The organism is Neisseria dentiae, from assembly GCF_014055005.1.
Classification (GTDB): Bacteria; Pseudomonadota; Gammaproteobacteria; order Burkholderiales; family Neisseriaceae; genus Neisseria; species Neisseria dentiae.
Window position 1 is genome coordinate 2,733,759 of record NZ_CP059570.1, and the last position, 22,172, is coordinate 2,755,930.

A 22,172-nucleotide genomic window follows, 5' to 3' on the forward strand; every position below is an offset into this window, starting at 1 on the left:
GCTAAAATGCTCGCAAGATGTCCAATCTTGCTGTGCTTTTTGCCTTGCACCTGCGGATTTTTCCTCAAAAAACCGCTTCGTAAGCCTTCTGACTACACTCCCTAAAACAGGTTGTCGGTTACTTTGCCGTTGGCGGGTTTGGCAGGAGCGGTTTCTGCCGCCGGGGCCGGTTTTTCGACAGCAGGTTTTTCTGCGGGTTTTTCTGCTGCGGATTTGGGTGCGGCAGGCTTTTCGGCTGCTTCGGCTTGCGGGGCAGGCGCTTCGGCTGCTACGGGCTGTTCTTTGGGCGGCTCGGCAGGGGTTTCGGCCTGCTGTGCGGCGGCCGGTTTGGCGGCTTCTTCCGGTGCGTTTTTACGCTGCGGTTTGGCGCGGGCCTGGCGAACAGGTTTTCTGGGTTGGGCGGCGGTTTGCTCGGGGGCGGATGCGGCGGCGGTTTGCGTTTCGGCACTTGCCGCCGAAGCGGCGGCTTCGGGCGCTTGTTGCTCGGCGGCATCGGCTTGGGCTTGGGCTGCTGCCGCGGCTACCGCCGAGGCGGGTGCGCCGCGCGGCGAGAGCACTTCAACTGCCGATGCGGCGGCGGTTTGCGGTGCTGAGGCTTCTTGTCGGGCAACTTCTTCGTTGCCGTCGAATGTCTGCATGATGCCGATTACCACGCCTGCCACGGCGATGAAGGCGATGGCGAAGAGGGCGCCGAGCAGGTGTTTGGGCTTGAGCATAAAACCCGGTTTGCGGTTGTTCATTTTTGTTTTCCGTTTAGCTGATAGAGGCCGTCTGAAAACCGGTTTCAGACGGCCTTTTGCCTGTACGGCAAAATAGGTTCAAAGCGGCGAAGCTTATCATTTATTGTAGGTTTGATAAAGCGTTACCACTTTTTTTACGCCCGAAGTGGTGCTCACGCGCTCGGTAACGGCGGCTTGTTCGGCGGGGGTGAGGATGCCCATCACATAGGTTACGCCGTCGTAGGTAACGATTTTCACGCGGCTGGGAATCACGCCTTGGATACCCAGCAGGGTGGTGCGCACTTTCGATGTGCTCCAAGTGTCGCTGCTCACGTTGGCGAAGGTGCGTTTTTGCGGCGATACGCTGATGTAGTTATACACTTCTTGAACGGATTGCTCCGAGCGCGCCACTTGTTCTACGAATGCGCGGTCGTTTTCGTTGGCAACGTGGCCGAGCAGCAGGATATGGCGGTTATAGCCCACAACCGAGAGTTTCGGCTCGAAGCCTTCGGCTTGGTTGTTTTGGCGCAGGTAGGATAGGGCGGTGTTTTTGATGCGCACTTCCATCACGTTGTCGTCGGCTTGGGTGCCGGTGCTGCGGCGGTCGAGGGCGGATGCGCCGCCCACTGCGGCTCCGCCCAAAACGGCGCCTACGCAGCCGCTCAGCAGGGCGGCGGTTAAGGCGGCGGCAAGCAGGGTTCGGGTGTGTTGTTTGATGTTCATCTCGAATGCGTCCTTTCTGGATGGTTTTCAGACGACCCGGTGTGCAGAGGCCGTCTGAAAGCTGGAAACGGTTACATGCCTTCCAACAGCATGGTGTCGATGCAGTCGCACAGGGCGTGAATCAGCAGGATGTGGATTTCCTGTATGCGGGCGGTGCGCCGGTGGGGCACGTTCAATAAAATATCGCTGTCTTTGAGCATGGCGGCGATTTTGCCGCCGTCGCGGCCGGTGAGGGCGATAACGTGCATATCGCGCTCGTGGGCGGCTTTGACGGCTTCGATAACGTTGGCGGAATTGCCCGAGGTGGAAATGCCGATAAGCACGTCGCCCGCGCGGCCCAGCGCGCGCACCTGCTTGCTGAAAACGTGGTCGAAACCGTAATCGTTGCCGATGGCGGTGAGGGCGGAGGTGTCGGTGGTGAGCGCCACGGCGGCCAGCTCCATGCGTTCTTTTTCAAAACGGCCGGTCATTTCGGCGGCGAAATGTTGGGCATCGGCCGCCGAACCGCCGTTGCCGCAGGCGAGGATTTTGCCGTCGTTCATCAAACATTGCAGCATCAGCCCGGCCGCTTCGGCAGTAGGCCCGTTGAGAATATCCGCCGCCTGCCTTTTGGCTTCGATGCTTTCGGCGAAATGGGCGGCTACGCGTTCTTGTAAAGTGGTCATCTGAAAATCAGCCTGTGATGTTCTGCACCCATTGCGGGGCATCGTTACCCTGAATCAAAACCGCGTCCAAACGGCACGCTGTATGGCTCAGGCGGTGTTGTTGCAGATAGTGCTCGGCACTTTTTTGCAGTTTTAACAGTTTGGCGGGCGTAATGCTGTAGGCTGCGCCGCCGAAGCCGCTATTTTTGCGGTATTTTACTTCAACAAACAAAATCGTGTTGCCGTTTTTGACAATCAAATCGATTTCGCCGAACGGGCAGTGCCAGTTTCGCGCCAGCAGTTTGCAGCCCTGCTTTTGCAGAAACGCGAGCGCGGCCGCTTCGCCTGCCGCACCTTGGGTGTGATTTAAGCGCATCTTGTTGATCCCCGTTATAATCCGGCTTTTCAGACGGCCTTCCGAAAAGCGATTTGTTATTTATGATGATGCAGAAACATTACCAAAAAGCCTGCGACAGCCTTGAGGCGCAAACATTATACGTGGTTGCCACGCCCATCGGCAATTTGGCCGACATCACCCTGCGCGCGCTGGCGGTGCTGGCCCGTGCCGACTTGGTGTGCGCCGAAGACACCCGCGTTACCGCTCAACTTTTGGGTGCCTACGGCATACAGGCCAAGTTGTTGAGCGTGCGCGAGCATAACGAACAGCAGATGGCGGGCAAAGTAATCGACGCGCTTTCAGACGGCCTGATAGTGGCGCAGGTGTCGGATGCGGGCACGCCCGCCGTGTGCGACCCCGGCGCCAAACTGGCCGCCCGCGTGCGCGAAGCAGGTTTCAAGGTGGTGCCGGTGGTCGGCGCCAGCGCCGTGATGGGGGCGTTGAGCGCGGCAGGCGTTACCGAGCCGGGCTTTTATTTTCACGGGTTTCTGCCTGCCAAAGCGGGCGAACGCCAAAAACTGCTGGCGGGTTGGGCGCAGGCCGAACACCCTGTGGTGGCGTTTGAAACCCCGCACCGCATCGCCGCCGCATTGGCCGATATGGCGGCACTGTTCCCCGGCCGCAGGCTGACGTTGGCGCGGGAAATCACCAAAACGTTTGAAACGTTTTTAAGCGGCAGCGTAACCGATATTCAGACGGCCTTGGCTAACGATGCCAACCAGAGCCGCGGTGAAATGGTATTGGTGCTCCACCCCGCGCCGAAAGAAAAAAGCAGCACCCTGCCCGAAGCGGCACAAAACGTGATGAAGGTGTTGGCGGCCGAACTGCCCACCAAGCAGGCGGCGGAGCTGGCGGCGAAAATCACCGGCGAGAGCAAAAAAGCGCTCTACGATTTGGCGCTGACGTGGAAATAAAACCGGCAGGAATGGCGGCAAGGAAATTTTGTGTGATATAAAAGTTTCATGCTATTTGAGTTGCCTGCATATTTTCAGGCCGTCTGAAAACTATTTTTTCAGACGGCCTGAGTTAAGTTGAAATGCTGTTGTTTGCTTAATCTTAATAAAGAGCCGCAACAATCAGATGAATGAAGAAACGGCGGTTTCAAACAGATAACTGCCGGGGGCGTTTTATCAAGTTCCGGCTTGTTTACTGCGCCTGAAATCCGCCGCCGAGACGGGCGTGGACGCTGCTCCAGGCAGTCAGTAAATCCGCACGGCTTTGCGCCAGCTGCATTTGCAGCTGTAAGGCTTCGTCTTGTTTTTGCAGGGGAACCAAACCGTTTTCCAGCCCGGCGCGCATCCGCCGGGAAGCGGCCGCCGCCGATTTTTCGGCGGTTTCCACCATGCGCTGCTGCAATGCGGTTTGGCTGAGCAGGCTTTGATAATCGCTGACGGCATCGGCCGCCGAACGCATGGCGTTCAGCACGGTTTGGTCATACACCGCCACCTGCTCGTTAAAGCGGGCGTGGCGTGCCCCCAATTTCGACTGCAACGCGCCCGAGGTGAAAATCGGCAGGCTGAGTGCGGGCATAATGCCCAACACGCCGGAGCTTTTGCCGTTGATAACATCGAAAGCGTCAACGTGCGCCAATCCGGCCAGCAGTTTCAATTCGATATTGGGATAGAAAGCCGCTTTCGCTTCGCGGACATCTTGCGCGCGTGATTCCAAGAGGGCGCGTTGGGCGGCGATGTCGGGCCGTTTGCCCAGCAGATCGGCACGGATACGGTTGACCGCCAACACCGGTGCGGCTGCCTGCGGAGCGGGCTGCCAATCCTGCAAAGCATCGGGCGATTGGCCGGCCGTTACCGCCAAGCTGTTGCGCACACGCGAAATATTGCGTGCCAGCTGCAATTGCTGCACCTGCAATTGCTGCCGGGCCTGCTCGGCCTGATAAAGCGCGGAAGCGGGCAGGATATTTGCCTGTATGCGCTGCTTTAATAGTTTTTCGGTGCCGTCGGCCACCTGCAAGCGTTTTTGCAGGGTTTGCCGCTGGGTTTCCAAAGCCTGCCAGGCAAAATATTGGGCGGCTACGGCATTGGCCACTTCCAAACGGGTTTGTACCGCCTCGTATGCTGCCGCACGGCTGCGGCCCAGGGCGGATTGGATGCGGGCTTTGTTTTTGCCCCAGAAATCAAACGACCAGCTGCCTTGCAAAGCGGTTGCCGCCACCAGCAGGGTGTGGTCGGTGTTTGCTGCGTTGGAAGCGGGTTTGGGGCTGACATACGCCCCTATGCCTTGCGAAACCAGGCCGACTTGAACGCCGTCGGCGGCACGGTTCACGCCGAGTTTGGCCTGCGCCTGCTCGAAACGTGCTTGGGCAATCCGCATTTGCGGTGCGGTGCGGACGGCTTCTTCGATCAAACGGTTGAGTTTGGGGTCGCGCAACTGCGTCCACCATCCGTCGCGTATTTCGCGGGTGGATTCGCCTTGCGGCAATGAATAAGCCGTTGGAGTATCCAACGGCACTTGTTTGCCAAACGGCGCGCAGGCAGCGGTAAGCGACAAGCCGAGCAGCGCCGTGCTGCGTGCAATCAGGGTAAATTTCATGAAACTATCCGCCTTGCTTTCGCCGGGCGCAACATCATGACGAAACGGCACTATCAGCCGAGTTTGGTCAGCAGTTTGCCTAACAGATGTTGCAGCTGGGCGTAATCTTCATTGGTGAAGTCTTCCCACGCCTCGCCGCTTTTGCTGGAAATCTGCGGCCAGATTTTTTGGATAAAGGCTTCACCCTCAGCGGTTAATTTTAACACGATTTGGCGGCGGTCTTGTTGGTTGATGTGGCGCTCCACCCAGCCGCGCTCCACCATTTCGTCGGAAAGGCGGGTGGCGCTGGTGCGGGTCAGATCCATCAAATCGCTCAGGCGCGAAGGTAGGATTTCGCTGTTGGGGCTGACATAAACAGCCATCATGGCAAACCACAGGTTTTCGTTGATGCCGAATTCTTTCAGGCTGTCGTTCAGGTGGCTGCTCAAGCGCTCCGTAACGACGCGCAACAGGCGGCCGGATTGGGTTTGTTGTTCGGAAAATTCAGGCAGGCGCCCGGATAGTAACCGTAGCGCATTAACCAGTTCGGCTTGTGAAAAACTCATTATATTTCTCTTCTCAAATGATGTTGGCAAATTGATAATTTTGATAAAGTGCAGTTATCTGCCTTTAAATTTCTGTAAAATTGCTGTTTTTCACTTAAAAGCGGCAATTTTTTAATTTAGCTGCAGATATTTTAATCCTAATGTTTATAGTTTCTCAAAAAAACAGATAATCGGTTTACCTTTCTTACAAGCGGCTTGCTATTGTCATAAAACAAACTGCGCGACCTGTCGGGGGTGAAAATCAACCGTTTATCTGCAACGCCAAGTGCTGCTTGGAATTTTTCGGCGGGCAGCCCATTATATCCGGAGCGGTTTTGCTTTTTTTAGAGTAGCCCCCCTATGTATAGTTCGGCAGAAAAACATATCTTTACGCATTATGCATTTATAAAAAAACGAACGGCATTTTAAAATTTTTTAAATTCAATATATTGGAAAAAATTATAAAATACACGCCGATAATTCTGGTTTTGAAACCTCTGTTTCATAAACCATTTTTAACAGTTTTGCTTGGTGTTTCCGCTTGCGGGGCAATACAAATTGCTGCCTTTTGTATTAAAATGCAAAACTTTGCATTGTGGTTCGCAAACCTCCCACATTAAAAAAACTAAGGAACTTTCACTATGACCCGCAGCAGCGACGAATTGCACGGCATCACCTTGCTGGGCAGTCAAAACGTTTCGTACCGCACCGAATATGCGCCCGAAGTTTTGGAAGCATTCGACAACAAACATCCGGGCAATGATTATTTTGTCAAATTCATCTGCCCCGAATTTACCAGCCTGTGCCCGATGACCGGCCAACCCGATTTCGCCACCATTTATATCCGCTATATTCCCGCCGAAAAAATGGTGGAAAGCAAATCGCTCAAACTTTATCTGTTCAGCTTTCGCAATCACGGTGATTTTCATGAAGACTGCGTCAATATCATCATGAAAGATTTGATTGCGCTGATGCAGCCGAAATATATCGAGGTTTACGGCGAATTTACGCCGCGAGGCGGGATTGCCATCCACCCGTTCGCCAATTACGGCCGCCCGGGCACCGAGTTTGAGCAGCTTGCCAAAACACGCTTGTTTGCCCACGATGCGCGCGCATGAGCGCGTATGGCGGTATTTCTGTATCCGTATTCACAATATTTAAAAACCGATTGAACGCTGCCTGTTGCGGTTGTTTGGCAGGGAGGCCGTCTGAAAGAGCGGCACCCCGCCGGCGCCGCCCGGGCGGGAGCATGACTATGTATCGATTTACTTCTGCACAATTGCAAAAAGCCCTGATTTGGCTTGCCTTTTTTCATGTTTTAATTATTGCGGCCAGCAATTATCTGGTGCAGTTTCCGTTTGAAGTATTCGGATTCCACACCACTTGGGGGGCGTTTACGTTTCCGTTTATTTTTCTGGCCACCGATCTGACCGTGCGCATTTTCGGCCAGCACCTTGCCCGTCGGATTATTTTTTGGGTGATGCTGCCGGCGTTGGCGTTGTCGTATGCGGTGTCGGTGCTGTTTCACGAAGGCACTTGGACGGGCTGGGCTGCGTTGGCTTCGTTCAACGGTTTTGTCGGCCGTATTGCGTTGGCCAGCTTTGCCGCATATGCGCTCGGGCAGTTGCTGGATATTTTTGTGTTCAATAAATTGCGCCGCTTGAAGTCTTGGTGGATTGCGCCCACGGCTTCGACGTTTTTGGGCAATGCGCTGGATACGCTGGTTTTCTTCGGTGTGGCTTTTTATGCCAGCAGCGATGCGTTTATGGCGGCAAACTGGCAGGAAATCGCGTTTATCGACTATCTGTTCAAGCTTGTTATCTGCACGCTGTTTTTCTTGCCCGCCTACGGCATATTGTTGAACGTGCTGACGAAAAAGCTGACCACGCTCAAGCAGCAGGAAGGGCAGGCGGCTTTGGCGGTTCAAGATTCTTGATGGAAAAGCGGTATTGAAAAAGGCCGTCTGAAAGTTTTCAGACGGCCTTTGGTATTTTGATCAGGCTAACTATTGAATGGCCCCGCCGACAGGAATCGAACCTGTATTTTACGCTTAGGAGGCATACGTTCTATCCGTTGAACTACGGCGGGGTTTTCAAACAAAACAGCAGGTTAAGAAACCCGCGCCAGCGATTCTTGCGCCAGCGAGCGCATGGCGCGGGTAACTTCGTTGTCGGGCAGGGTATCCAGGCAGGCCACCGCTTTTTCAACGGCTTTGGCGGCTTCGGCGGCGGCGTAGGCGAGCGCGTCGGAATTTTTCACATAGCCGTAGATTTTTTCAAAATAACTGCGGTCGGCATTTTGCAGCGCGGCGCGCACATCGGCGGCCACCGCTTCGCTGCCTTGCTGCATCAGGTAAATCAGCGGCAGCGTGGGTTTGCCCTCGGCCAAATCGTCGCCGACATTTTTACCGATTTCGTCGGGGTGGCCGGAATAATCCAATACATCGTCGATAATCTGGAAAGCGGTACCGACATACATACCGTAATCTTTCAATGCCTGTTCCTGCTCGGGCGCGGCACCTGCCAAAATCGCGCCCACTTGTGCGGCGGCTTCGAACAGCTTGGCGGTTTTATATTGGATAACCTGCACATATTCGGCTTCGGTGATGTCGGTATTGCCGATGTTCATCAGCTGCATCACTTCGCCTTCGGCAATGATATTGGTGGCGTCGGCCATTACTTCCAGAATTTTCATGCTGCCCGAACCCACCATCAATTGGAACGCGCGGGTGTAGAGAAAGTCGCCCACCAAAACGGCCGCGGCATTGCCGAACAGGTTGTTGGCGGTTTTGCGGCCGCGGCGCAGTTCGCTTTCGTCTACCACATCGTCGTGCAGCAGCGTGGAAGTGTGGATGAATTCCACCATGGCGGCCAGCGAATACAGTTTTTCCCCGTCGTAACCCAAAGCCTTGCCCGCCAAAATCGTGATAATCGGGCGCAGGCGTTTGCCGCCGGCGCTGATGATGTAGGTGCCGATTTGTGAAATCAGCGCCACTTCAGACTGTACGGCCTGGTTGATGACCACATTAACCTTGGCGAGGTCGTCGTTGAGGTGGCGTTGGAAGTAGGGCAGGTTTTCGAGCATGGCGTTTGCGGGTTCGGTTGGTCAAAACAAAAAGGCGGGAGAAAGAAAATATGCAGCGCGCGATTATAGCAGCAATCATACCCGCACGCACCGCCGGGGCCGTATTTTTCAGACGGCCTGTGCCGGGCGGTGAAAATAAACTTTGACAAAACAGGCAAATAAACATAAAATGCACGGCTTCGCGCATGGTGCGCGGATATTTGAACCAAAACCCTTATGGAGTTGAGTATGTACGCGGTCGTAAAAACCGGCGGTAAACAATACAAAGTTACCGTTGGCCAAAAATTGAAAGTAGAACAGATACCTGCCGAACTCGACAGCCAAATCGAACTGAATGAAGTTTTGATGATTGCTGACGGCGAATCTGTAAAAGTGGGCGCGCCCTTTATCGAAGGCGCTAAAGTAACTGCCAAAGTCGTGGCCCACGGTCGTGGCGAGAAAGTACGCATTTTCAAAATGCGCCGTCGCAAACACTACCAAAAACGTCAAGGTCACCGCCAGAATTTCACCCAAATCGAAATCGTGGCAATCGCTTAATTAATCATCAGGAGTAAGTAATATGGCAACCAAAAAAGCTGGCGGTAGCTCTAAAAACGGCCGCGATTCAGAAGCCAAACGCCTGGGTGTGAAAGCCTACGGCAACGAACTGATTCCCGCCGGTTCCATCATCATCCGCCAACGCGGCACCAAATTCCACGCCGGTGAAAACGTGGGCATGGGCAAAGACCATACCCTGTTTGCCAAAGTGGACGGTTATGTGGAATTCAAAACCAAAGGTGCGCTGAACCGTAAAACCGTAAGCGTCCGCCCCTACACCGGCGCCGACGAATAAGCGTTTAACGCTTGCGCATCCGTTAAAAACCGCACATTGATGTGCGGTTTTTTATTTGGTTTGGGTGGCCGTTGAGGCGGCTGGTTTTTCAGACGGCCTGTAATCAGAGGCCTTTGCAAAATTTTTTGAGGCCGAGACTTTTGCAAAAATACCCTTAAGGCCGTCTGAAATGCTTAAATTCCGCCATTAGCTTCGCAAGTCCGCTGCGGGGGTGGCGCAGCGGACTTGCGAAGCTAATAAGGAGACACAAATGTTTTCAGGTTTGAGTCGGCTTTTTGCAAAGGCTTCAATCTGTCAATGTTAATAAAAAGGTATGCGTCATACTCAGGGTTGGCCTGAATATGACGAACTGTTGCTAAGTAAGCGGTTTAACTATAGTACAACGGCCGCCGGCTCTTCCTGAACCACTGTGCTGCCGGCTAATGCCGATACATCGTAGCTTTGGTCGGTTGTGCCGGTAGGGATTGCTTCAACGGTGCCGATACCCAAGTTGCCCAGATCTACCGGATTGCTGCTGTCTAATATTTCGGCTGCCAAGCCGCTGCTTCCTGCTTGCGGCGTATCGGTGGCGCTTGCGGCCGCCAGCGTGCCGGTGTTGACCACGATATTTTCCGAGGCGGTTTGGCTGATGGTGGTGGTGCCGATATCTGTGGTGGGAACGGTGCCGGCGAAAGGAATGTCGTCCAGCACGCTTTCGTCGGGCGTGGTGCCGGCGGAAACCGCTTCGGTTAACAGGGCTGCTTTTTTGAGGGCGGCCACCGATGCGACGGTGGCACCGTTGTTGCCTACGATGCCTGCGGCTTCGCTGTGGATGTTGGAAATAACGCGAGGAATGTTGGTTTGCTCCGTTTTTAGCCAATCGCCGTTTTCAAAGGCGGCGGGAGAGTCGGTGTCGAATGAGTTATCGGCAACGGTGAGCTGGCCTTTGTAGCTTTTGCTGGTGCCGGTAGCCCGGATAACCGGTTGGGAGGGCTGCCCGCCGCCTACGTTAAATGTGTTGTAGGTTACGGCTACCGTGGCGGCATTGCTGGCAACGGCTACGGCTTTGGTGGCGCCTTCTGCTTGATCTATGGCCAGATTGTTTTTATCGATGATGATGCTGCCGTGCAGCCGGTTGGCGTTTTGTTTCTCTTCGATATAGATTGGGGCGGCATTGGTTTTGGTTACCGTCATGGTGTTGTCGCGGATGCGTATGGTGCCTGTGCCGGGGCCGGTTTCTACGGCGGCGGTGCGGGAATTGTCGGATTTGCCGAACACGCCGATTAAATTGTCGGCCGAAGTGCCGGTGATTTTGTTGTTGAGAATATTTAGTGTGTAACTGACGTCTTTTTCATTGTTGCGTGCTTCGATGGCGCGGGTGATGCCGGTGCCGTCGGTGAGATTGCTGATGGTGTTGTTGCTGATATCGAACACGCCGGCTTTGGGGTTGATAAACTTTTGCCAGTCTTGGGCTTTGTTTTCCAGCTTGATGGCGCGGTAGCCGATGTAGTCGCTGCCGGCATCGGGCACGCTGGCGTTGTCGTCTCTGGTGAGGCGGAACGACGGGTCTTGTTTGATGGTGTTGTTTTGGATGGTAACTTTATCCATGCTGAACTGACGGTTTTCTACGGCGATGCCATACATGCGGTCGCCGTTTAATGTGTTGTTTTTAATAACGACATTGTTGCCGTCGTGCGAGTCTATGCCTTTACGGTAGTTGTGGTTGGTGGTGTTGCCGGTGATGGTGACACCGTTGTTGTAACTACCCGCCATCAGTGAAATGCCGTAGCCTGTGCCGCCGTCTTTTTCATGGCCGTTCCATGCCAGCGTGTTGTTTTCGGCAGTAAAGCTTTTTTGAAACGCGACCATCACACCTGCCACGCGGTTGTGGTGCAGGTTGCTGTCGATGATTTTGTTGTTGTCGCCGGTGGGCAGTTGTGTTGCGGTGATTTTACCGTTGATCAGGTTGTCTTTAGCGCCGCCGGATATGGCACTGGTAGAGGTAAACAGCACGCCGGCACGGTTGGCGCCGGATACTTCTACCTTGCTGATTAAGGTGTGGTCGGCATCGTTAACGACAATGCCGCTGACTTTGCCGAAGTAGCTTTGCCCCGCCCGGTAGAAGTCGGTGGCGCTGGTGTGTTTGTATTGCACGGAAAGGTCGGAAACGAATTTGCCGTTTTGGCCGTTAATCCAAATGCCGGCTTTTTCCGGCTCGGTGGCATTGCTTTCGGGGTTGTGCACGCCGGTTTGTTTGTGGGTGAACAGAATTTTGGTTTTGCCCATGCCGTCGCCGAAAATACCGGTTACGTTTTTCGTGGCGGCGTTGATTTCGATGGCGCCGGTGATGGTGATGGTGCCGGTTAAATACAGAGCCGCTTTTTCTTTATGGGCGGCGGCAAGTGCCGCAGCGATGGCTTCGTTGTAGGTGTTGGTTGCGGTTTTGAAATCGCGGATATCAACGTATTTCCCGTGCTTTGCGTGGGTACGCACAACATAGTTCGCCATAAATTATTGTTCTCCTGATTAAACAAGTGATTGATGCATAAAGAATATTAAAGCAAGGAAGTATATGGGGTTTCGACATGGCGAAAAAGGGGAAGGTTGGTGCGGTTGTTTGAATACCGTTTGCCGTGATATCTGACTTTGCATTTTTTAACAAAAGCAACCTTGAAAAACAGAGGGATGCTTTTTTGTTTTCCCAAAAATTTTAAACATTAACCCGATTGAATATGGTGATCGGCAATGTGTTTGATTCTTTTTTCATTTTTAGAGCTTTTATTGTTATGATTTGTTAAATTTTGTTTTTGGGGATGCAGCTTGATTTTTTATTGGGTATTTCCGTTAAAATCGACCGCATTTGCTTGATAAGGCCGTCTGAAAACTTGGGTGATTATGACTTCAAAAAAACCAAAACGTATTCTGATTATCAAACTGCGCCACCACGGCGACGTGCTGTTAACCACGCCGGTGGCCGACCGCATCAAACATGCCTATCCCGATTGCACCGTCGATATGCTGGTGTATCAGGAAACCGCCGATATTCTGCGCGACAACCGCCAAATCAACCGTATTTTCACCATCGACCGCCAATGGAAAAAACAGGGCTTGCGCCGCCAATTGGCGCATGAGCGGGCATTGCTGGCCGATTTGAAAGCACAGCGCTACGATTGGGTGTTCAATCTTTCCGACCAATGGCGTGCGGCGGCGGTGGCCAAATTGTGCGGCAGGCACAGCGGCAGTTTGCGCTACGGCAAGCGCGACAACGCACTTTGGCGTTTCTGCCACAGCGCGTTGAGCGAAGATTTGGGGCATGAACACCATGTCGTCGAGCACAATCTCGCCGTATTGCGTCCGCTGCAATTGGCCGACGGCTACCGCCCGCGTGTGCGCATGGAAATCGCGCCCGAAACGCGCAGCAGTTTGCAGGACAAGCTGCGGAAGCAGGGCTGTCGGGGCGAGCCTTATGTGTTGATGCACCCCGGCTCGCGCTGGGTGTTTAAGTGTTGGGACAACGATAAAACCGCCGGATTGCTGCAACGTTTGCTCGACAGCGGCCGCCATTTGGTGCTGACTGCCGCCCCCGATGCGGGAGAGCAGGCGATGCTGGCAGACATAGCAGGCCGTCTGAAAGCGCCGCAGGGCGTGCATATATGGGTTTTGTCGGGCTGCCTGAGCCTGCGCGAGCTGGCGGCGGCAATCGACGGTGCCGAACTGTTTATCGGCGTTGATTCCGTGCCCATGCACATGGCAGCCGCGCTGGATAAACCCCAAGTGGCGCTGTTCGGCCCGAGTTGGGTGAGCCGTTGGCGGCCTTATTCGGAGCGTGCCGAAGTGGTGTGGGCGGGGGATTTCGGCGCTTTGCCCCACCCCGACAGCATCGACACCAACGACCAAACCCGTCTGTTGGGCGCGATTCCGGTTGATGCCGTGTGGCAGGCGGTGCAGAAGCGGTTGGCGGAATAGGGCGGTGGTTTACTTTGTTTCGTTATGGTTAAACCACTTGCTTGATAACCGTTTTGTCATATTCGGGTCAAGCCCGAGAATAACGTAATCCGTAGCGAAAATAAGTTTTCGCGGCAAGGGAGCAGGGGGCATGAAGGCCGTCTGAAAACAGAAAAACCTGTTTGAATGTGTTCAAACAGGTTTTTCGCGTTAACGGGCGGCTTAGTCTGCGCGGAAGGTGTCGTGGCAGGATTTGCAGCTTTGGCCCACGTCGCCGAACGGTTTTTTCACATCGTCGAGCTTGCCGGAAGCGGCGGCGGTTTTCAGCGCGGCGGCAGCGGTGGTGAATTTTTCGATTTCTTTTTTGAATTCGTCGGGTTTGCTCCACACTTCGGGTTTGGCTTCCGATTCTTCGTTGGCACTTTCGGGCGTGTAGTGTACCCACGGTTTGTCGGCGTTGGCGGCGAGATTGTCGGCGGCGGCCTGGAAGGCGGCGGCGTCATACGGGGTTTCGCCTTTCACCATTTTACCCATGGTGCCGGCATCTTTCTTAAACGATTCCATCAGTTTTTCGCGCTCTTTCACGGCTTCTTTCGGGCTTAAAGCCGAAGCGGCTGCCTGGCCGGCCGGAGCGGAAGCGGCGGCGGATGCGGGCGCCGAGGCGGCGGGGGCGGAGCTGTTGTTTTGTCCGCCGCAGGCGGCCAGCAGGGAGAGGGCGGTTAAGGTGCCGAGGGTAAGCATGGTTTTTTTCATGGTTGTGTCCTTGAGTGGTTTATGGTTGTGTAACGGCCGGTTGGGCCGCTGTTTTTGTTAATAGCGGATTAACTTGTTTCCGCCGGGCTTGCCGCCCTGAAACGGAGAAAGCAGGTTCACTATATGACAAAGCGGCCGTCTGAAAGTTTTGCCGGTTTTATTCAGACGGCCTATAAAGCATTATCTTAACGCGATATTGCCTACAAAAAAGCATTCAATTGCGTATAATCGCGGCTGCTTACAGATATTTACATCAAAACAACGAAAGGTTTGATTATGAACGAGCAAACGGTAAACGGTGGGTCGCGCTGGCGCGAGCGGCTGCGGGCGATGGGACCCGGCATCATGATGGCTTCGGCGGCGGTGGGCGGCTCGCACATTATCGCGTCCACCCAGGCCGGCGCTTTATACGGCTGGCAGCTGGCGCTGATTATCGTGCTGGCCAACCTGTTCAAATACCCGTTTTTCCGCTTCGGCCCGCAATACACGCTGGAAACGGGCAGAAGCCTGCTGGAAGGCTATGCCGAAAAAAGCCGCGTGTATTTGTGGGTGTTTTTCGTGCTCAACCTGTTTGCCACGGTGATTAACACCGCGGCGGTAAGCATGTTGTGCGCGGCGATTTTGAGCTTTGTGCTGCCGGGCGAATGGTCGATGAACGCGCTTTCCGTTGCAGTATTGGTTTCCGCCGTGCTGCTGTTGCTGGTGGGGCCTTACCGCACGGTGGACGGTATGTCGAAAATCATCATGATCAGCCTCACCATCACCACGGTGGCGGCGGTGGCGGTAGCCGCTTCCAAAGGCGCGCAGATGCAGCCGGGCTTTATCGAACCCAGCCCGTGGAATCTCGGCGCGCTGGCGTTTATCGTGGCGCTGATGGGCTGGATGCCGGCGCCGATCGAGATTTCGGCCATCAATTCGCTGTGGGTGTCGGCCAAGCGCAAGCTGGAAAAAGTGAGCTATGAAGACGGCTTGTTCGACTTCAACGTCGGCTATATCAGCACCGCCATTCTGGCGATTGTGTTTCTGGCGCTGGGCGCGCTGGTGCAATACGGTTCGGGCACCGAAGTGAAAATGGCGGGCGGCGCCTATATCGGCCAGCTCATCGATATGTATGCCAAAACCATCGGCGAATGGTCGCGCTGGCTGGTGGCGTTTATCGCGTTCGCCTGTATGTACGGCACCACCATTACGGTGATCGACGGCTATTCGCGCACCAATATGGAATCGCTGCGCCTGATTCTGCGCCGACCGGAAAGCGAGCGCGGCAACCGCATTCTGGCGGTGTGGATTATTTTCGCCGCCGTTTCCGGCCTGCTGGTGATGCTGTTTTTCAAAGGCGCGGTGCTGGCGATGCTGAAGTTTGCGATGATTGCTTCGTTTGTGAGCACGCCGGTGTTTGCCTATCTGAACTTGGCGCTGGTGCGCAAAGGCGAACACAAGCTGCAACCGTGGCTGATGTGGCTGGCTTGGATCGGCCTGCTGTATTTGAGCGGTTTTGCGGTGCTGTTTCTGCTCAACCAAAGCGGGATTATCGCTTAGGGCAGCAGCGGCAGGTAAACATCGAACCGCGTGCTTTTGCCCGTGTATTGGTAAGCGGGCGGTTCGTGGTTGAGAAATTCTCCCAAGCGCGGGCGTTTGACGACGACGCGCTTTTTTGCGGCCGCACGGGCGGCAGCAAGCAATTCGCCTTCGTTTTGCGCCGTGCCCACCAAGCTGTGGAAATAAGCCATTTCCTTTTTCGCGGCGGCGGTTTTGCGGCTTTCGGGATACATCGGGTCGAGATACACCACATCGGGGCGGCCTGCGGCGGCCAATTGGGGCAGCAGCGCGCAGGTGTCGCCGAAATGCAGGGTGATGCGGTTGGCGATGGCGGCGGTTTCGGGGCATTCGAGCGCGCGTTGCAGGCCGTCTGAAAGCAGGGCGGCAACGGCGGGGTTTTGCTCGAATGCGCGCACTTGCAGCCCCAGCGAGGCCAGCACGAATGCGTCGCGCCCCAAGCCGCCGGTGCCGTCCCAAACGGTGGGGGCGGCAGTGTGGTTGACGGCTTTGGCAATCAGTTCGCCCCCGCCTTTGGTGCGGCGGTATTGTGCCGTGCCACCGGTGAAGTCTGCCCGCACGCGCCCTTTTTCGCCGGCACGGCACAACGAAAGGCCGTCTGAATCGGCCAGCAGGTATTCGCCCTGCTGCGGCAGGCTGCCGCACGCGGTTAAACCGAAGCGGCTGATCAGGCTGCGCGCGGATTCGGTTGCGGATTCGGTGAGATAAACGGGGATCATGGTTGTTCAGACGGCCTGCGGTCTTGGTGTCGTGAATTAATCTTTGTGTCGTGAATTTAATTTAAGCCGTTATATAAAATATCTGCGTCATACTCGGGCTTGACCCGAGTATCTTTTTGTTTAGAAGGGAATAACAGATACTCGGGTCAAGCCCGAGTATGACGCAGATATTTAAATGTCGGCATAAATGCTGCAAATGTTTCAGGCCGTCTGAAAACAGTTAAGCGGTTGTATCTGTGTTTTCAGACGGCCTGTTGTATTAGCACGAATTTAAGCGTCGATATTCTGCGCAATCAGAGCGTTGTTTTCGATAAACGCGCGGCGCGGCTCGACTTCGTCGCCCATCAGGGTAACGAACACTTCGTCGGCGGCGATGGCGTCTTCGATGCGCACTTTCAGCAGGCGGCGCACGGCGGGGTCCATAGTGGTTTCCCACAGCTGCTCGGGGTTCATCTCGCCCAAGCCTTTGTAGCGCTGGATGCTCATGCCTTTTTGCGCGCTTTGCAGCAGAATGTCGAGCGCGTCTTCAAAGCTGTTAACGTCGTATTCGTTTTCACCTTTATAGAGTTTGGCGTTTTCGCCCACCAGGCCGTTGAGCAGCGCGGCGGTTTGGGTGAGGGTTTGGTACGACTTGCTGTTTAAAAACTTCGGCTCGATATAGCTGACCGCCACGTTGCCGTGCAGTTTGCGGGTGATTTTGATGAAGTGGCTGCCTTCGTTGCCTTCGATGCGCTCCAGCGCCACTTCTTTTTCGTTGAGCAGCGGCATCAGCGCGGCGATGGCGGCATCGGTGCTCTCTGCGCTGGAAAGGTCGGCCGGGGCGGCATAGAGCATGGCGTGCAGCACCGAATCGTCGATTACGCGGCTTTCTTGGGCGATGGCGTTTTTGGCCAGCATAAACTGTTTGGCGGCTTTTTCGAGTTCGGCGCCTTCGATGGTGCGGCCGTCTGAAACGATTTTGGCTTTGTCTAAGGCCAGCCCCAAGAGCCATTGGTCTTTTTCAAATTCGTCTTTCAGGTAGCGTTCCTGCTTGCCGTGTTTGGCTTTGTAGAGCGGCGGCTGGGCGATGTAGATGTAGCCGCGCTCCACCAGTTCGGGCATCTGGCGGTAGAAGAAGGTGAGCAGCAGGGTGCGGATGTGGGCGCCGTCCACGTCGGCATCGGTCATGATGATGATGCGGTGGTAGCGCAGTTTTTCGGGGTTGAATTCTTCTTTGCCGATGCCTGCGCCCAGCGCGGTAATCAGGGTGGCGACTTCCTGGCTGGCGAGCATTTTTTCGAAGCGGGCTTTTTCTACGTTGAGGATTTTGCCTTTGAGCGGCAGAATCGCTTGGAATTTGCGGTCGCGGCCCTGTTTGGCCGAGCCGCCCGCCGAATCGCCCTCGACGAGGTAAAGCTCGGATAAGGCGGGGTCTTTCTCTTGGCAGTCGGCCAGTTTGCCGGGCAGGCCCAAGCCGTCCATCACGCCTTTGCGGCGGGTGATTTCGCGGGCTTTGCGGGCGGCTTCGCGGGCGCGGGCGGCATCAACGATTTTGCCGCAGATGGTTTTGGCTTCGTTGGGGTTTTCTTCGAGAAAGTCGGTCAGCGCCTGGCTGATCACTTCGTTCACCACGGGGCCGATTTCGCTGGAAACCAGTTTGTCTTTGGTTTGCGACGAGAATTTGGGGTCGGGCAGTTTGACGGAAAGCACGCAGGTTAAGCCTTCGCGCATGTCGTCGCCGCTGGTGTCGACTTTGGCTTTTTTGGCGATTTCGTTGGATTCGATGTAGTTGTTGATGGTGCGCGTCATCACTTGGCGCAGGGCGGTGAGGTGGGTGCCGCCGTCGCGCTGGGGAATGTTGTTGGTGAAGCACTGCACCGATTCTTGGTAGCTGTCGTTCCACTGCATGGCCACTTCCACGCCCATGCCGTCTTTTTCGCCGCTGGCGTAAAACACTTTTTCATGCAGCGGGGTTTTCTTGCGGTTCATGTATTGCACGAAACCGGCCACGCCGCCCGAAAAGGCGAAGTCTTCTTCTTTGCCGTCGCGCATATCGGTGAGTTTGATGCCTACGCCGTTGTTGAGAAACGAGAGTTCGCGGATGCGTTTGGCGAGAATGTCGAAATGGTATTCCACCAGCCCGAAGGTTTCTTCGCTGGCTAAAAACTGCACTTTGGTGCCGGTGCGCTCGGCGGGGGCGTCGCCCACCACTTTGAGCGGTTCCACCGCCACGCCGCGTTTGAATTCGACGAAGTGTTCTTTGCCGTCGCGGTAAATGGTGAGGCACAGCCAGTCGGAAAGGGCGTTCACCACCGACACGCCCACGCCGTGCAGGCCGCCGGAGATTTTGTAGCTGTTGTTGTCGAACTTACCGCCCGCGTGCAGCACGGTCATAATCACTTCGGCGGCGGAGCGGCCTTCTTTGGGGTGGATGCCGGTGGGGATGCCGCGGCCGTTGTCTTCGATGGTGATGGAGTTGTCGGCGTTAACGGCAACGGTGATTTGGTCGCAATGGCCGGCCAGCGCTTCGTCGATGGCGTTGTCGAGCACTTCGAACACCATGTGGTGCAGGCCGGAGCCGTCTTGCGTGTCGCCGATATACATGCCCGGGCGTTTGCGCACTGCGTCCAAGCCTTCGAGCACCTGTATGCTCTCGGCGCCGTATTCTTCTTGCTTACTCATAAGTGATTTTTTCCTGCTGATTGAAGTTAGGCAGGCCGTCTGAAAACAGGCTTTCGCAAGTATGCAAAAGCCATTGTTTGAACGGCAAAATAATTTACGGATTATACCCGATTCGGCAGGTGTTTTCAGCGCTTTTATCTGATTTAACGGCAATGGAAAAGGCCGTCTGAAACGCTTTCAGACGGCCTGCTTGCCTGCCGGTTACGATACCACTTCGCCGGCGGCGCGCTGTTTTTCAATGCTCTTGTTGATATACCACTGCTGCGCGATGGTAAGGATGTTGTTGACCACCCAGTAAAGCACCAAACCTGCGGGGAAGAAGAAGAACATCACCGAGAAAATCACCGGCATGATTTTCATCATTTTGGCCTGCATCGGGTCGGTGGGCGGCGGGTTCAGATAGGTTTGGATGAACATGGTGGCCGCCATAATCACGGGCAAGATAAACCACGGGTCGGGGCGGCTCAGGTCGGTAATCCAGCCCAACCACGGCGCTTGGCGCAGCTCCACCGAGGAGAAAATCGCCCAATACAATCCGATGAACACGGGGATTTGCAGCAGCATCGGCAGGCAGCCGCCGAGCGGGTTGATTTTTTCGTCTTTATACATCTGCATCATGGCCTGCTGCATGGCCATGCGGTCATCGCCGTATTTCTCTTTCAGCGCTTGCAGGCGCGGGGCGACGGCGCGCATTTTCGCCATCGAGCGGTAAGAGGCGTTGGTGAGCGGATAAAGAATGGCCTTAACGATAATAGTCAGCAAAACAATCGCCCAGCCCCAGTTGCCGACGAAGTCGTGCAGTTTGTTCAGCAGCCAGAAGAGCGGCGAGGCGAAGATGTGCACTTTGCCGTAGTCTTTCGCCAGTTGCAGGTTGTCGGCCACTTTGCTGATCACGCTGGTGGTTTGCGGGCCGGCATACAGCTCGATGCCGGCATCGAGTTTGCCGCCTGCGGGCACGGCGGCCAAAGGCACGCGCACGGCTGCGGAATAGAGGTTGTCGCTGCGGCGTTTCAGATCGATCTGGCAGGCACCGGCGGCGCAGACGGTTTTGCCGTCTTTGGGTTGCAGAATCCAGGTGGCCATGAAGTAGTGCTGGATCATGCCCAACCAGCCGCTGTCGGTTTTACGCACGTATTCGGCCTGGTCTTTGCCGGAGTTGTAGTCGTCGTCCAAATCGCCGAACGGCACTTTTTCAAACTCGCCGGCGGGGGTGTAAACCACGGGGCCTGCGTAGGTTTGGTTGAAATAGCCTTCGCCTTCGGGTTTGCTGTTGTCGCGCAGCAGGCGGTAAACGGCGTCGAGTTTAACCGGCGCGCCGCTGGCGTTGGTTACGTCGTAACGCATGTTGATAACGTAGCTGCCTTTGGTGAAGGTGTAAACTTTGTCGATTTTCAAACCGGCGGTTTCCGGCGCGCTCAGGCGCACTTCGGTTTTATCGCCGCTGAGGGTGTATTGTTTCTGCGGGGCGGTAAACGCGAGGCCTTTCAGCACGTTTTGGCCGTCTGAATTCAATAATTCGGATTGGGCGACATAGGTGTAGGCTTTGCTGTCGTTAAACAGCACGAAATCTTTGCTTTCGTCGCTGCTGGCGTTGTATTTCAGCAGGGTCAGGCCGCGCAGGTCGCCGGTTTTTTCGTCGATGGTGGCTTTAACCGTGTCGGTGGTAACGGTAACCGGAACGGTGGGGGTGAGCGCGGCGGCATGGCCAGCCTGCGGCGCGGCGCTTTGCTGCGCGGTTTGCGCCGCCTGCTGTTGCGCCGGGGCGGGCTTGGGCGTGGGGAACATTTGTTCCCAGCCGAACAGAATCGCCGCAGCCACAGCGAAAAAAATCATTAATCGTTTGAAGTCCATAGAATCTTCCTGGTGATACTTAAAGGTTCGGGCGCAGAAAAGTTGGTTGCCGGAGCCGGTGTGCCGGTTATCGTGCGGCTTTTGCCGGAAATATCCGTCCGGCGGTTGCGCTGCGCGCGCCGGCGGTGTCAGGCGGCATTATATAGAAAGTGCCTGCCTGCGGTGGAAAAATATGCCGCTGGCGGCAGGCCGTCTGAAACGCGCCGTGTTTGTTTCCGGCTAAGGCACGGGATCGTGGCCGCAGCCGCCCCACGGATGGCAGCGGGCGATGCGCCTGGCGGCCAGCCAGCCGCCTTTGAGCGCACCGTATTTTTTCACCGCTTCCACGGCATATTGAGAGCAGGTGGGGGTGTAGCGGCAGCGGGGCGGAATCAGCGGGCTGACGGCATATTGGTAAAACCGTATCAACCACAGCAGCAGTTTGGCGGCCATCAGGATGCTTTGCGTATCAGCTGCGCCAGCTGCGAGCGGGCCTCGGCGGCGGTTTCGCGGTTGAAAGGGCGGCGCACGCGCACGATGAAATCGTTGGGTGGCAGCGTTTCTTTATGGCAGCGGAACCATTCGCGCACCACCCGTTTCATATAGTTGCGCTCGTGCGCGCGCTTGGCGGTTTTTTTGCTTACCACCAAGCCCAAACGGGCGTGGCCCAAGCCGTTGCCGGGCAGGTAGAAAACCTGCATGAGCGCCGAGCCGTGCTGTTTTTTAAACGCAAAAACGGATGAAAAGTCATCCGTTTTTAGCAAGCGGTAGCGCTTGGCGAAGCCTTGTTTCAAGTTACACGGCCAGACGTTTGCGGCCTTTGGCACGGCGTGCGGCCAAAACGGCACGGCCGCCGCGGGTTTTGGAGCGGACCAGGAAACCGTGGGTGCGTTTGCGTTTGGTTACTGAGGGTTGGTAAGTGCGTTTCATGTCTGTTTCCTAAATGGCAGAAAATTAAACCGCGGATTACACCCTAAATTTAGGGTTTTGTCAATTAATAAAACAGTTTGGGCCGGCGGCGGCCTGCTTTCCGTTGCGCGTGCGCCCGCATTTTTAACTCCGGGTTTCTTTTCAGACGGCCTTTGCGGGCGGGGCGCACGGTTTTCGGAAGGCGCGGCAAACCGCGCCGTGCGCGCCTGTTTTTTACCGTTGCGACCGATGGCGGTTGTGGATAATTTTCGGTATAATCCGCCGAATCTTTGCAACGATGCAACAGGCCGTCTGAAAAACAACGGCCTGCTGTTTTTAATTCGTTGAT

At 55.4% G+C, this 22,172-nt stretch carries 22 protein-coding genes, 1 tRNA gene and 1 riboswitch; of the genes, 7 read left to right on the forward strand and 16 right to left on the reverse strand.

Translation table 11 applies throughout. From position 1 onward, the window contains the following. Positions 1–101: 101 nt before the first annotated feature. The 4 genes from H3L92_RS12890 to H3L92_RS12905 all read right to left on the reverse strand — a co-directional run bounded on the left by H3L92_RS12890 (position 102) and on the right by H3L92_RS12905 (position 2,462). Entirely contained in the window at positions 102–740 is a 639-nt protein-coding gene (locus H3L92_RS12890) for a hypothetical protein (RefSeq protein WP_085365394.1), read from the reverse strand. 96 nt (positions 741–836) lie between these two features. After that, positions 837–1,442, reverse strand: a complete 606-nt coding sequence (locus H3L92_RS12895) for a BON domain-containing protein (protein ID WP_085365395.1) — start codon at positions 1,440–1,442, stop codon at positions 837–839. Positions 1,443–1,513: 71 nt separating this feature from the next. Beyond that, positions 1,514–2,107: a phosphoheptose isomerase gene (locus H3L92_RS12900; protein WP_085365396.1), complete on the reverse strand. Its 594-nt coding sequence runs from the start codon at positions 2,105–2,107 to the stop codon at positions 1,514–1,516. Positions 2,108–2,114: 7 nt separating this feature from the next. Next, positions 2,115–2,462 carry a YraN family protein gene (locus H3L92_RS12905; protein WP_085365397.1) on the reverse strand — a complete coding sequence of 116 codons (348 nt, stop codon included), beginning with the start codon at positions 2,460–2,462 and terminating at the stop codon, positions 2,115–2,117. Between the two features lie 65 nt (positions 2,463–2,527). Here H3L92_RS12905 and rsmI point away from each other — a divergent pair, with 65 nt between their 5' ends. Then, complete coding sequence (gene rsmI / locus H3L92_RS12910; RefSeq protein ID WP_085365428.1) at positions 2,528–3,397, forward strand: 16S rRNA (cytidine(1402)-2'-O)-methyltransferase; 870 nt, start codon at positions 2,528–2,530, stop codon at positions 3,395–3,397. Positions 3,398–3,629: 232 nt separating this feature from the next. Here the strand turns inward: rsmI and H3L92_RS12915 are convergent, their stop codons facing one another. Both H3L92_RS12915 and H3L92_RS12920 read right to left on the reverse strand, forming a co-directional pair. Beyond that, positions 3,630–5,030, reverse strand: coding sequence for an efflux transporter outer membrane subunit (locus H3L92_RS12915; protein WP_085365398.1), 1,401 nt, complete (start codon positions 5,028–5,030; stop codon positions 3,630–3,632). Between the two features lie 53 nt (positions 5,031–5,083). Next, a complete protein-coding gene (locus tag H3L92_RS12920) occupies positions 5,084–5,575 on the reverse strand; it encodes a MarR family winged helix-turn-helix transcriptional regulator (RefSeq protein ID WP_085365399.1) in 492 nt (163 codons plus the stop codon). Positions 5,576–6,143: 568 nt separating this feature from the next. Next, a riboswitch (PreQ1 riboswitch) is annotated at positions 6,144–6,189 on the forward strand. A gap of 6 nt (positions 6,190–6,195) precedes the next feature. Here H3L92_RS12920 and queF point away from each other — a divergent pair. Beyond that, on the forward strand, positions 6,196–6,672 hold the full coding sequence (queF, locus tag H3L92_RS12925; protein WP_085365400.1) for a preQ(1) synthase: 477 nt from the start codon (positions 6,196–6,198) through the stop codon (positions 6,670–6,672). A 137-nt stretch (positions 6,673–6,809) separates the two neighbouring features. Next, positions 6,810–7,490, forward strand: coding sequence for a 7-cyano-7-deazaguanine/7-aminomethyl-7-deazaguanine transporter (locus tag H3L92_RS12930; RefSeq protein ID WP_085365401.1), 681 nt, complete (start codon positions 6,810–6,812; stop codon positions 7,488–7,490). A 77-nt stretch (positions 7,491–7,567) separates the two neighbouring features. Here the strand turns inward: H3L92_RS12930 and H3L92_RS12935 are convergent. After that, positions 7,568–7,642: transfer RNA gene (locus tag H3L92_RS12935), tRNA-Arg, on the reverse strand. Between the two features lie 21 nt (positions 7,643–7,663). Beyond that, complete coding sequence (locus tag H3L92_RS12940) at positions 7,664–8,638, reverse strand: polyprenyl synthetase family protein (protein ID WP_085365402.1); 975 nt, start codon at positions 8,636–8,638, stop codon at positions 7,664–7,666. A 228-nt stretch (positions 8,639–8,866) separates the two neighbouring features. On the opposite strand from H3L92_RS12940, the gene rplU reads away from it, so the two are divergent. Together rplU and rpmA are read left to right on the forward strand one after the other, a co-directional pair. Continuing rightward, positions 8,867–9,175 carry a 50S ribosomal protein L21 gene (rplU, locus tag H3L92_RS12945; protein ID WP_095197892.1) on the forward strand — a complete coding sequence of 103 codons (309 nt, stop codon included), beginning with the start codon at positions 8,867–8,869 and terminating at the stop codon, positions 9,173–9,175. A gap of 22 nt (positions 9,176–9,197) precedes the next feature. After that, positions 9,198–9,470, forward strand: a complete 273-nt coding sequence (gene rpmA / locus H3L92_RS12950; protein WP_085365403.1) for a 50S ribosomal protein L27 — start codon at positions 9,198–9,200, stop codon at positions 9,468–9,470. Positions 9,471–9,842: 372 nt separating this feature from the next. Here rpmA and H3L92_RS12955 read toward each other — a convergent pair whose 3' ends face one another. Further along, complete coding sequence (locus H3L92_RS12955; RefSeq protein WP_085365404.1) at positions 9,843–11,957, reverse strand: right-handed parallel beta-helix repeat-containing protein; 2,115 nt, start codon at positions 11,955–11,957, stop codon at positions 9,843–9,845. A 387-nt stretch (positions 11,958–12,344) separates the two neighbouring features. Between H3L92_RS12955 and rfaQ the strand changes: the two genes are divergently transcribed. Next, entirely contained in the window at positions 12,345–13,415 is a 1,071-nt protein-coding gene (rfaQ, locus tag H3L92_RS12960; RefSeq protein WP_085365405.1) for a putative lipopolysaccharide heptosyltransferase III, read from the forward strand. 201 nt (positions 13,416–13,616) lie between these two features. Here the strand turns inward: rfaQ and H3L92_RS12965 are convergent, their stop codons facing one another. Further along, positions 13,617–14,147, reverse strand: coding sequence for a c-type cytochrome (locus H3L92_RS12965; RefSeq protein ID WP_085365406.1), 531 nt, complete (start codon positions 14,145–14,147; stop codon positions 13,617–13,619). Positions 14,148–14,423: 276 nt separating this feature from the next. Here H3L92_RS12965 and H3L92_RS12970 point away from each other — a divergent pair, with 276 nt between their 5' ends. After that, the gene (locus H3L92_RS12970; RefSeq protein WP_085365407.1) at positions 14,424–15,686 is read left to right on the forward strand and encodes an NRAMP family divalent metal transporter; all 1,263 of its coding nucleotides are present in this window, start codon (positions 14,424–14,426) and stop codon (positions 15,684–15,686) included. Here the strand turns inward: H3L92_RS12970 and H3L92_RS12975 are convergent. The 6 genes from H3L92_RS12975 to rpmH form a co-directional block, all read right to left on the reverse strand. After that, positions 15,683–16,423 (reverse strand): class I SAM-dependent methyltransferase, encoded by a 741-nt coding sequence (locus H3L92_RS12975; protein WP_085365408.1) that lies wholly within the window; start codon positions 16,421–16,423, stop codon positions 15,683–15,685. The genes H3L92_RS12970 and H3L92_RS12975 overlap by 4 nt on opposite strands. Positions 16,424–16,693: 270 nt before the next feature. Beyond that, on the reverse strand, positions 16,694–19,084 hold the full coding sequence (gyrB, locus tag H3L92_RS12980; RefSeq protein ID WP_085365409.1) for a DNA topoisomerase (ATP-hydrolyzing) subunit B: 2,391 nt from the start codon (positions 19,082–19,084) through the stop codon (positions 16,694–16,696). Between the two features lie 201 nt (positions 19,085–19,285). Further along, a complete protein-coding gene (gene yidC / locus H3L92_RS12985) occupies positions 19,286–20,935 on the reverse strand; it encodes a membrane protein insertase YidC (RefSeq protein ID WP_085365410.1) in 1,650 nt (549 codons plus the stop codon). A 219-nt stretch (positions 20,936–21,154) separates the two neighbouring features. After that, entirely contained in the window at positions 21,155–21,367 is a 213-nt protein-coding gene (yidD, locus tag H3L92_RS12990; protein WP_085365411.1) for a membrane protein insertion efficiency factor YidD, read from the reverse strand. Next, entirely contained in the window at positions 21,367–21,708 is a 342-nt protein-coding gene (gene rnpA / locus H3L92_RS12995; RefSeq protein WP_085365412.1) for a ribonuclease P protein component, read from the reverse strand. The genes yidD and rnpA overlap by 1 nt, the downstream gene beginning before the upstream one ends. A 1-nt stretch (position 21,709) precedes the next feature. After that, a complete protein-coding gene (rpmH, locus tag H3L92_RS13000) occupies positions 21,710–21,844 on the reverse strand; it encodes a 50S ribosomal protein L34 (protein ID WP_002214728.1) in 135 nt (44 codons plus the stop codon). Positions 21,845–22,172: the final 328 nt, after the last annotated feature.

What these genes read in the sequence shown, in the direction of transcription:
- rpmA (WP_085365403.1), top strand. Translation starts at nt 9,198, where the DNA reads ATGGCAACCAAAAAAGCTGGCGGTAGCTCTAAAAACGGCCGCGATTCA.
- H3L92_RS12975 (WP_085365408.1), bottom strand. Translation starts at nt 16,423, where the DNA reads ATGATCCCCGTTTATCTCACCGAATCCGCAACCGAATCCGCGCGCAGC.
- H3L92_RS12900 (WP_085365396.1), bottom strand. Translation starts at nt 2,107, where the DNA reads ATGACCACTTTACAAGAACGCGTAGCCGCCCATTTCGCCGAAAGCATC.
- H3L92_RS12970 (WP_085365407.1), top strand. Translation starts at nt 14,424, where the DNA reads ATGAACGAGCAAACGGTAAACGGTGGGTCGCGCTGGCGCGAGCGGCTG.
- H3L92_RS12905 (WP_085365397.1), bottom strand. Translation starts at nt 2,462, where the DNA reads ATGCGCTTAAATCACACCCAAGGTGCGGCAGGCGAAGCGGCCGCGCTC.
- H3L92_RS12920 (WP_085365399.1), bottom strand. Translation starts at nt 5,575, where the DNA reads ATGAGTTTTTCACAAGCCGAACTGGTTAATGCGCTACGGTTACTATCC.
- yidD (WP_085365411.1), bottom strand. Translation starts at nt 21,367, where the DNA reads ATGGCCGCCAAACTGCTGCTGTGGTTGATACGGTTTTACCAATATGCC.
- rpmH (WP_002214728.1), bottom strand. Translation starts at nt 21,844, where the DNA reads ATGAAACGCACTTACCAACCCTCAGTAACCAAACGCAAACGCACCCAC.
- queF (WP_085365400.1), top strand. Translation starts at nt 6,196, where the DNA reads ATGACCCGCAGCAGCGACGAATTGCACGGCATCACCTTGCTGGGCAGT.
- H3L92_RS12895 (WP_085365395.1), bottom strand. Translation starts at nt 1,442, where the DNA reads ATGAACATCAAACAACACACCCGAACCCTGCTTGCCGCCGCCTTAACC.
- H3L92_RS12930 (WP_085365401.1), top strand. Translation starts at nt 6,810, where the DNA reads ATGTATCGATTTACTTCTGCACAATTGCAAAAAGCCCTGATTTGGCTT.
- rfaQ (WP_085365405.1), top strand. Translation starts at nt 12,345, where the DNA reads ATGACTTCAAAAAAACCAAAACGTATTCTGATTATCAAACTGCGCCAC.
- H3L92_RS12890 (WP_085365394.1), bottom strand. Translation starts at nt 740, where the DNA reads ATGAACAACCGCAAACCGGGTTTTATGCTCAAGCCCAAACACCTGCTC.
- H3L92_RS12915 (WP_085365398.1), bottom strand. Translation starts at nt 5,030, where the DNA reads ATGAAATTTACCCTGATTGCACGCAGCACGGCGCTGCTCGGCTTGTCG.
- H3L92_RS12940 (WP_085365402.1), bottom strand. Translation starts at nt 8,638, where the DNA reads ATGCTCGAAAACCTGCCCTACTTCCAACGCCACCTCAACGACGACCTC.
- yidC (WP_085365410.1), bottom strand. Translation starts at nt 20,935, where the DNA reads ATGGACTTCAAACGATTAATGATTTTTTTCGCTGTGGCTGCGGCGATT.
- gyrB (WP_085365409.1), bottom strand. Translation starts at nt 19,084, where the DNA reads ATGAGTAAGCAAGAAGAATACGGCGCCGAGAGCATACAGGTGCTCGAA.
- rsmI (WP_085365428.1), top strand. Translation starts at nt 2,528, where the DNA reads ATGATGCAGAAACATTACCAAAAAGCCTGCGACAGCCTTGAGGCGCAA.
- H3L92_RS12955 (WP_085365404.1), bottom strand. Translation starts at nt 11,957, where the DNA reads ATGGCGAACTATGTTGTGCGTACCCACGCAAAGCACGGGAAATACGTT.
- H3L92_RS12965 (WP_085365406.1), bottom strand. Translation starts at nt 14,147, where the DNA reads ATGAAAAAAACCATGCTTACCCTCGGCACCTTAACCGCCCTCTCCCTG.
- rplU (WP_095197892.1), top strand. Translation starts at nt 8,867, where the DNA reads ATGTACGCGGTCGTAAAAACCGGCGGTAAACAATACAAAGTTACCGTT.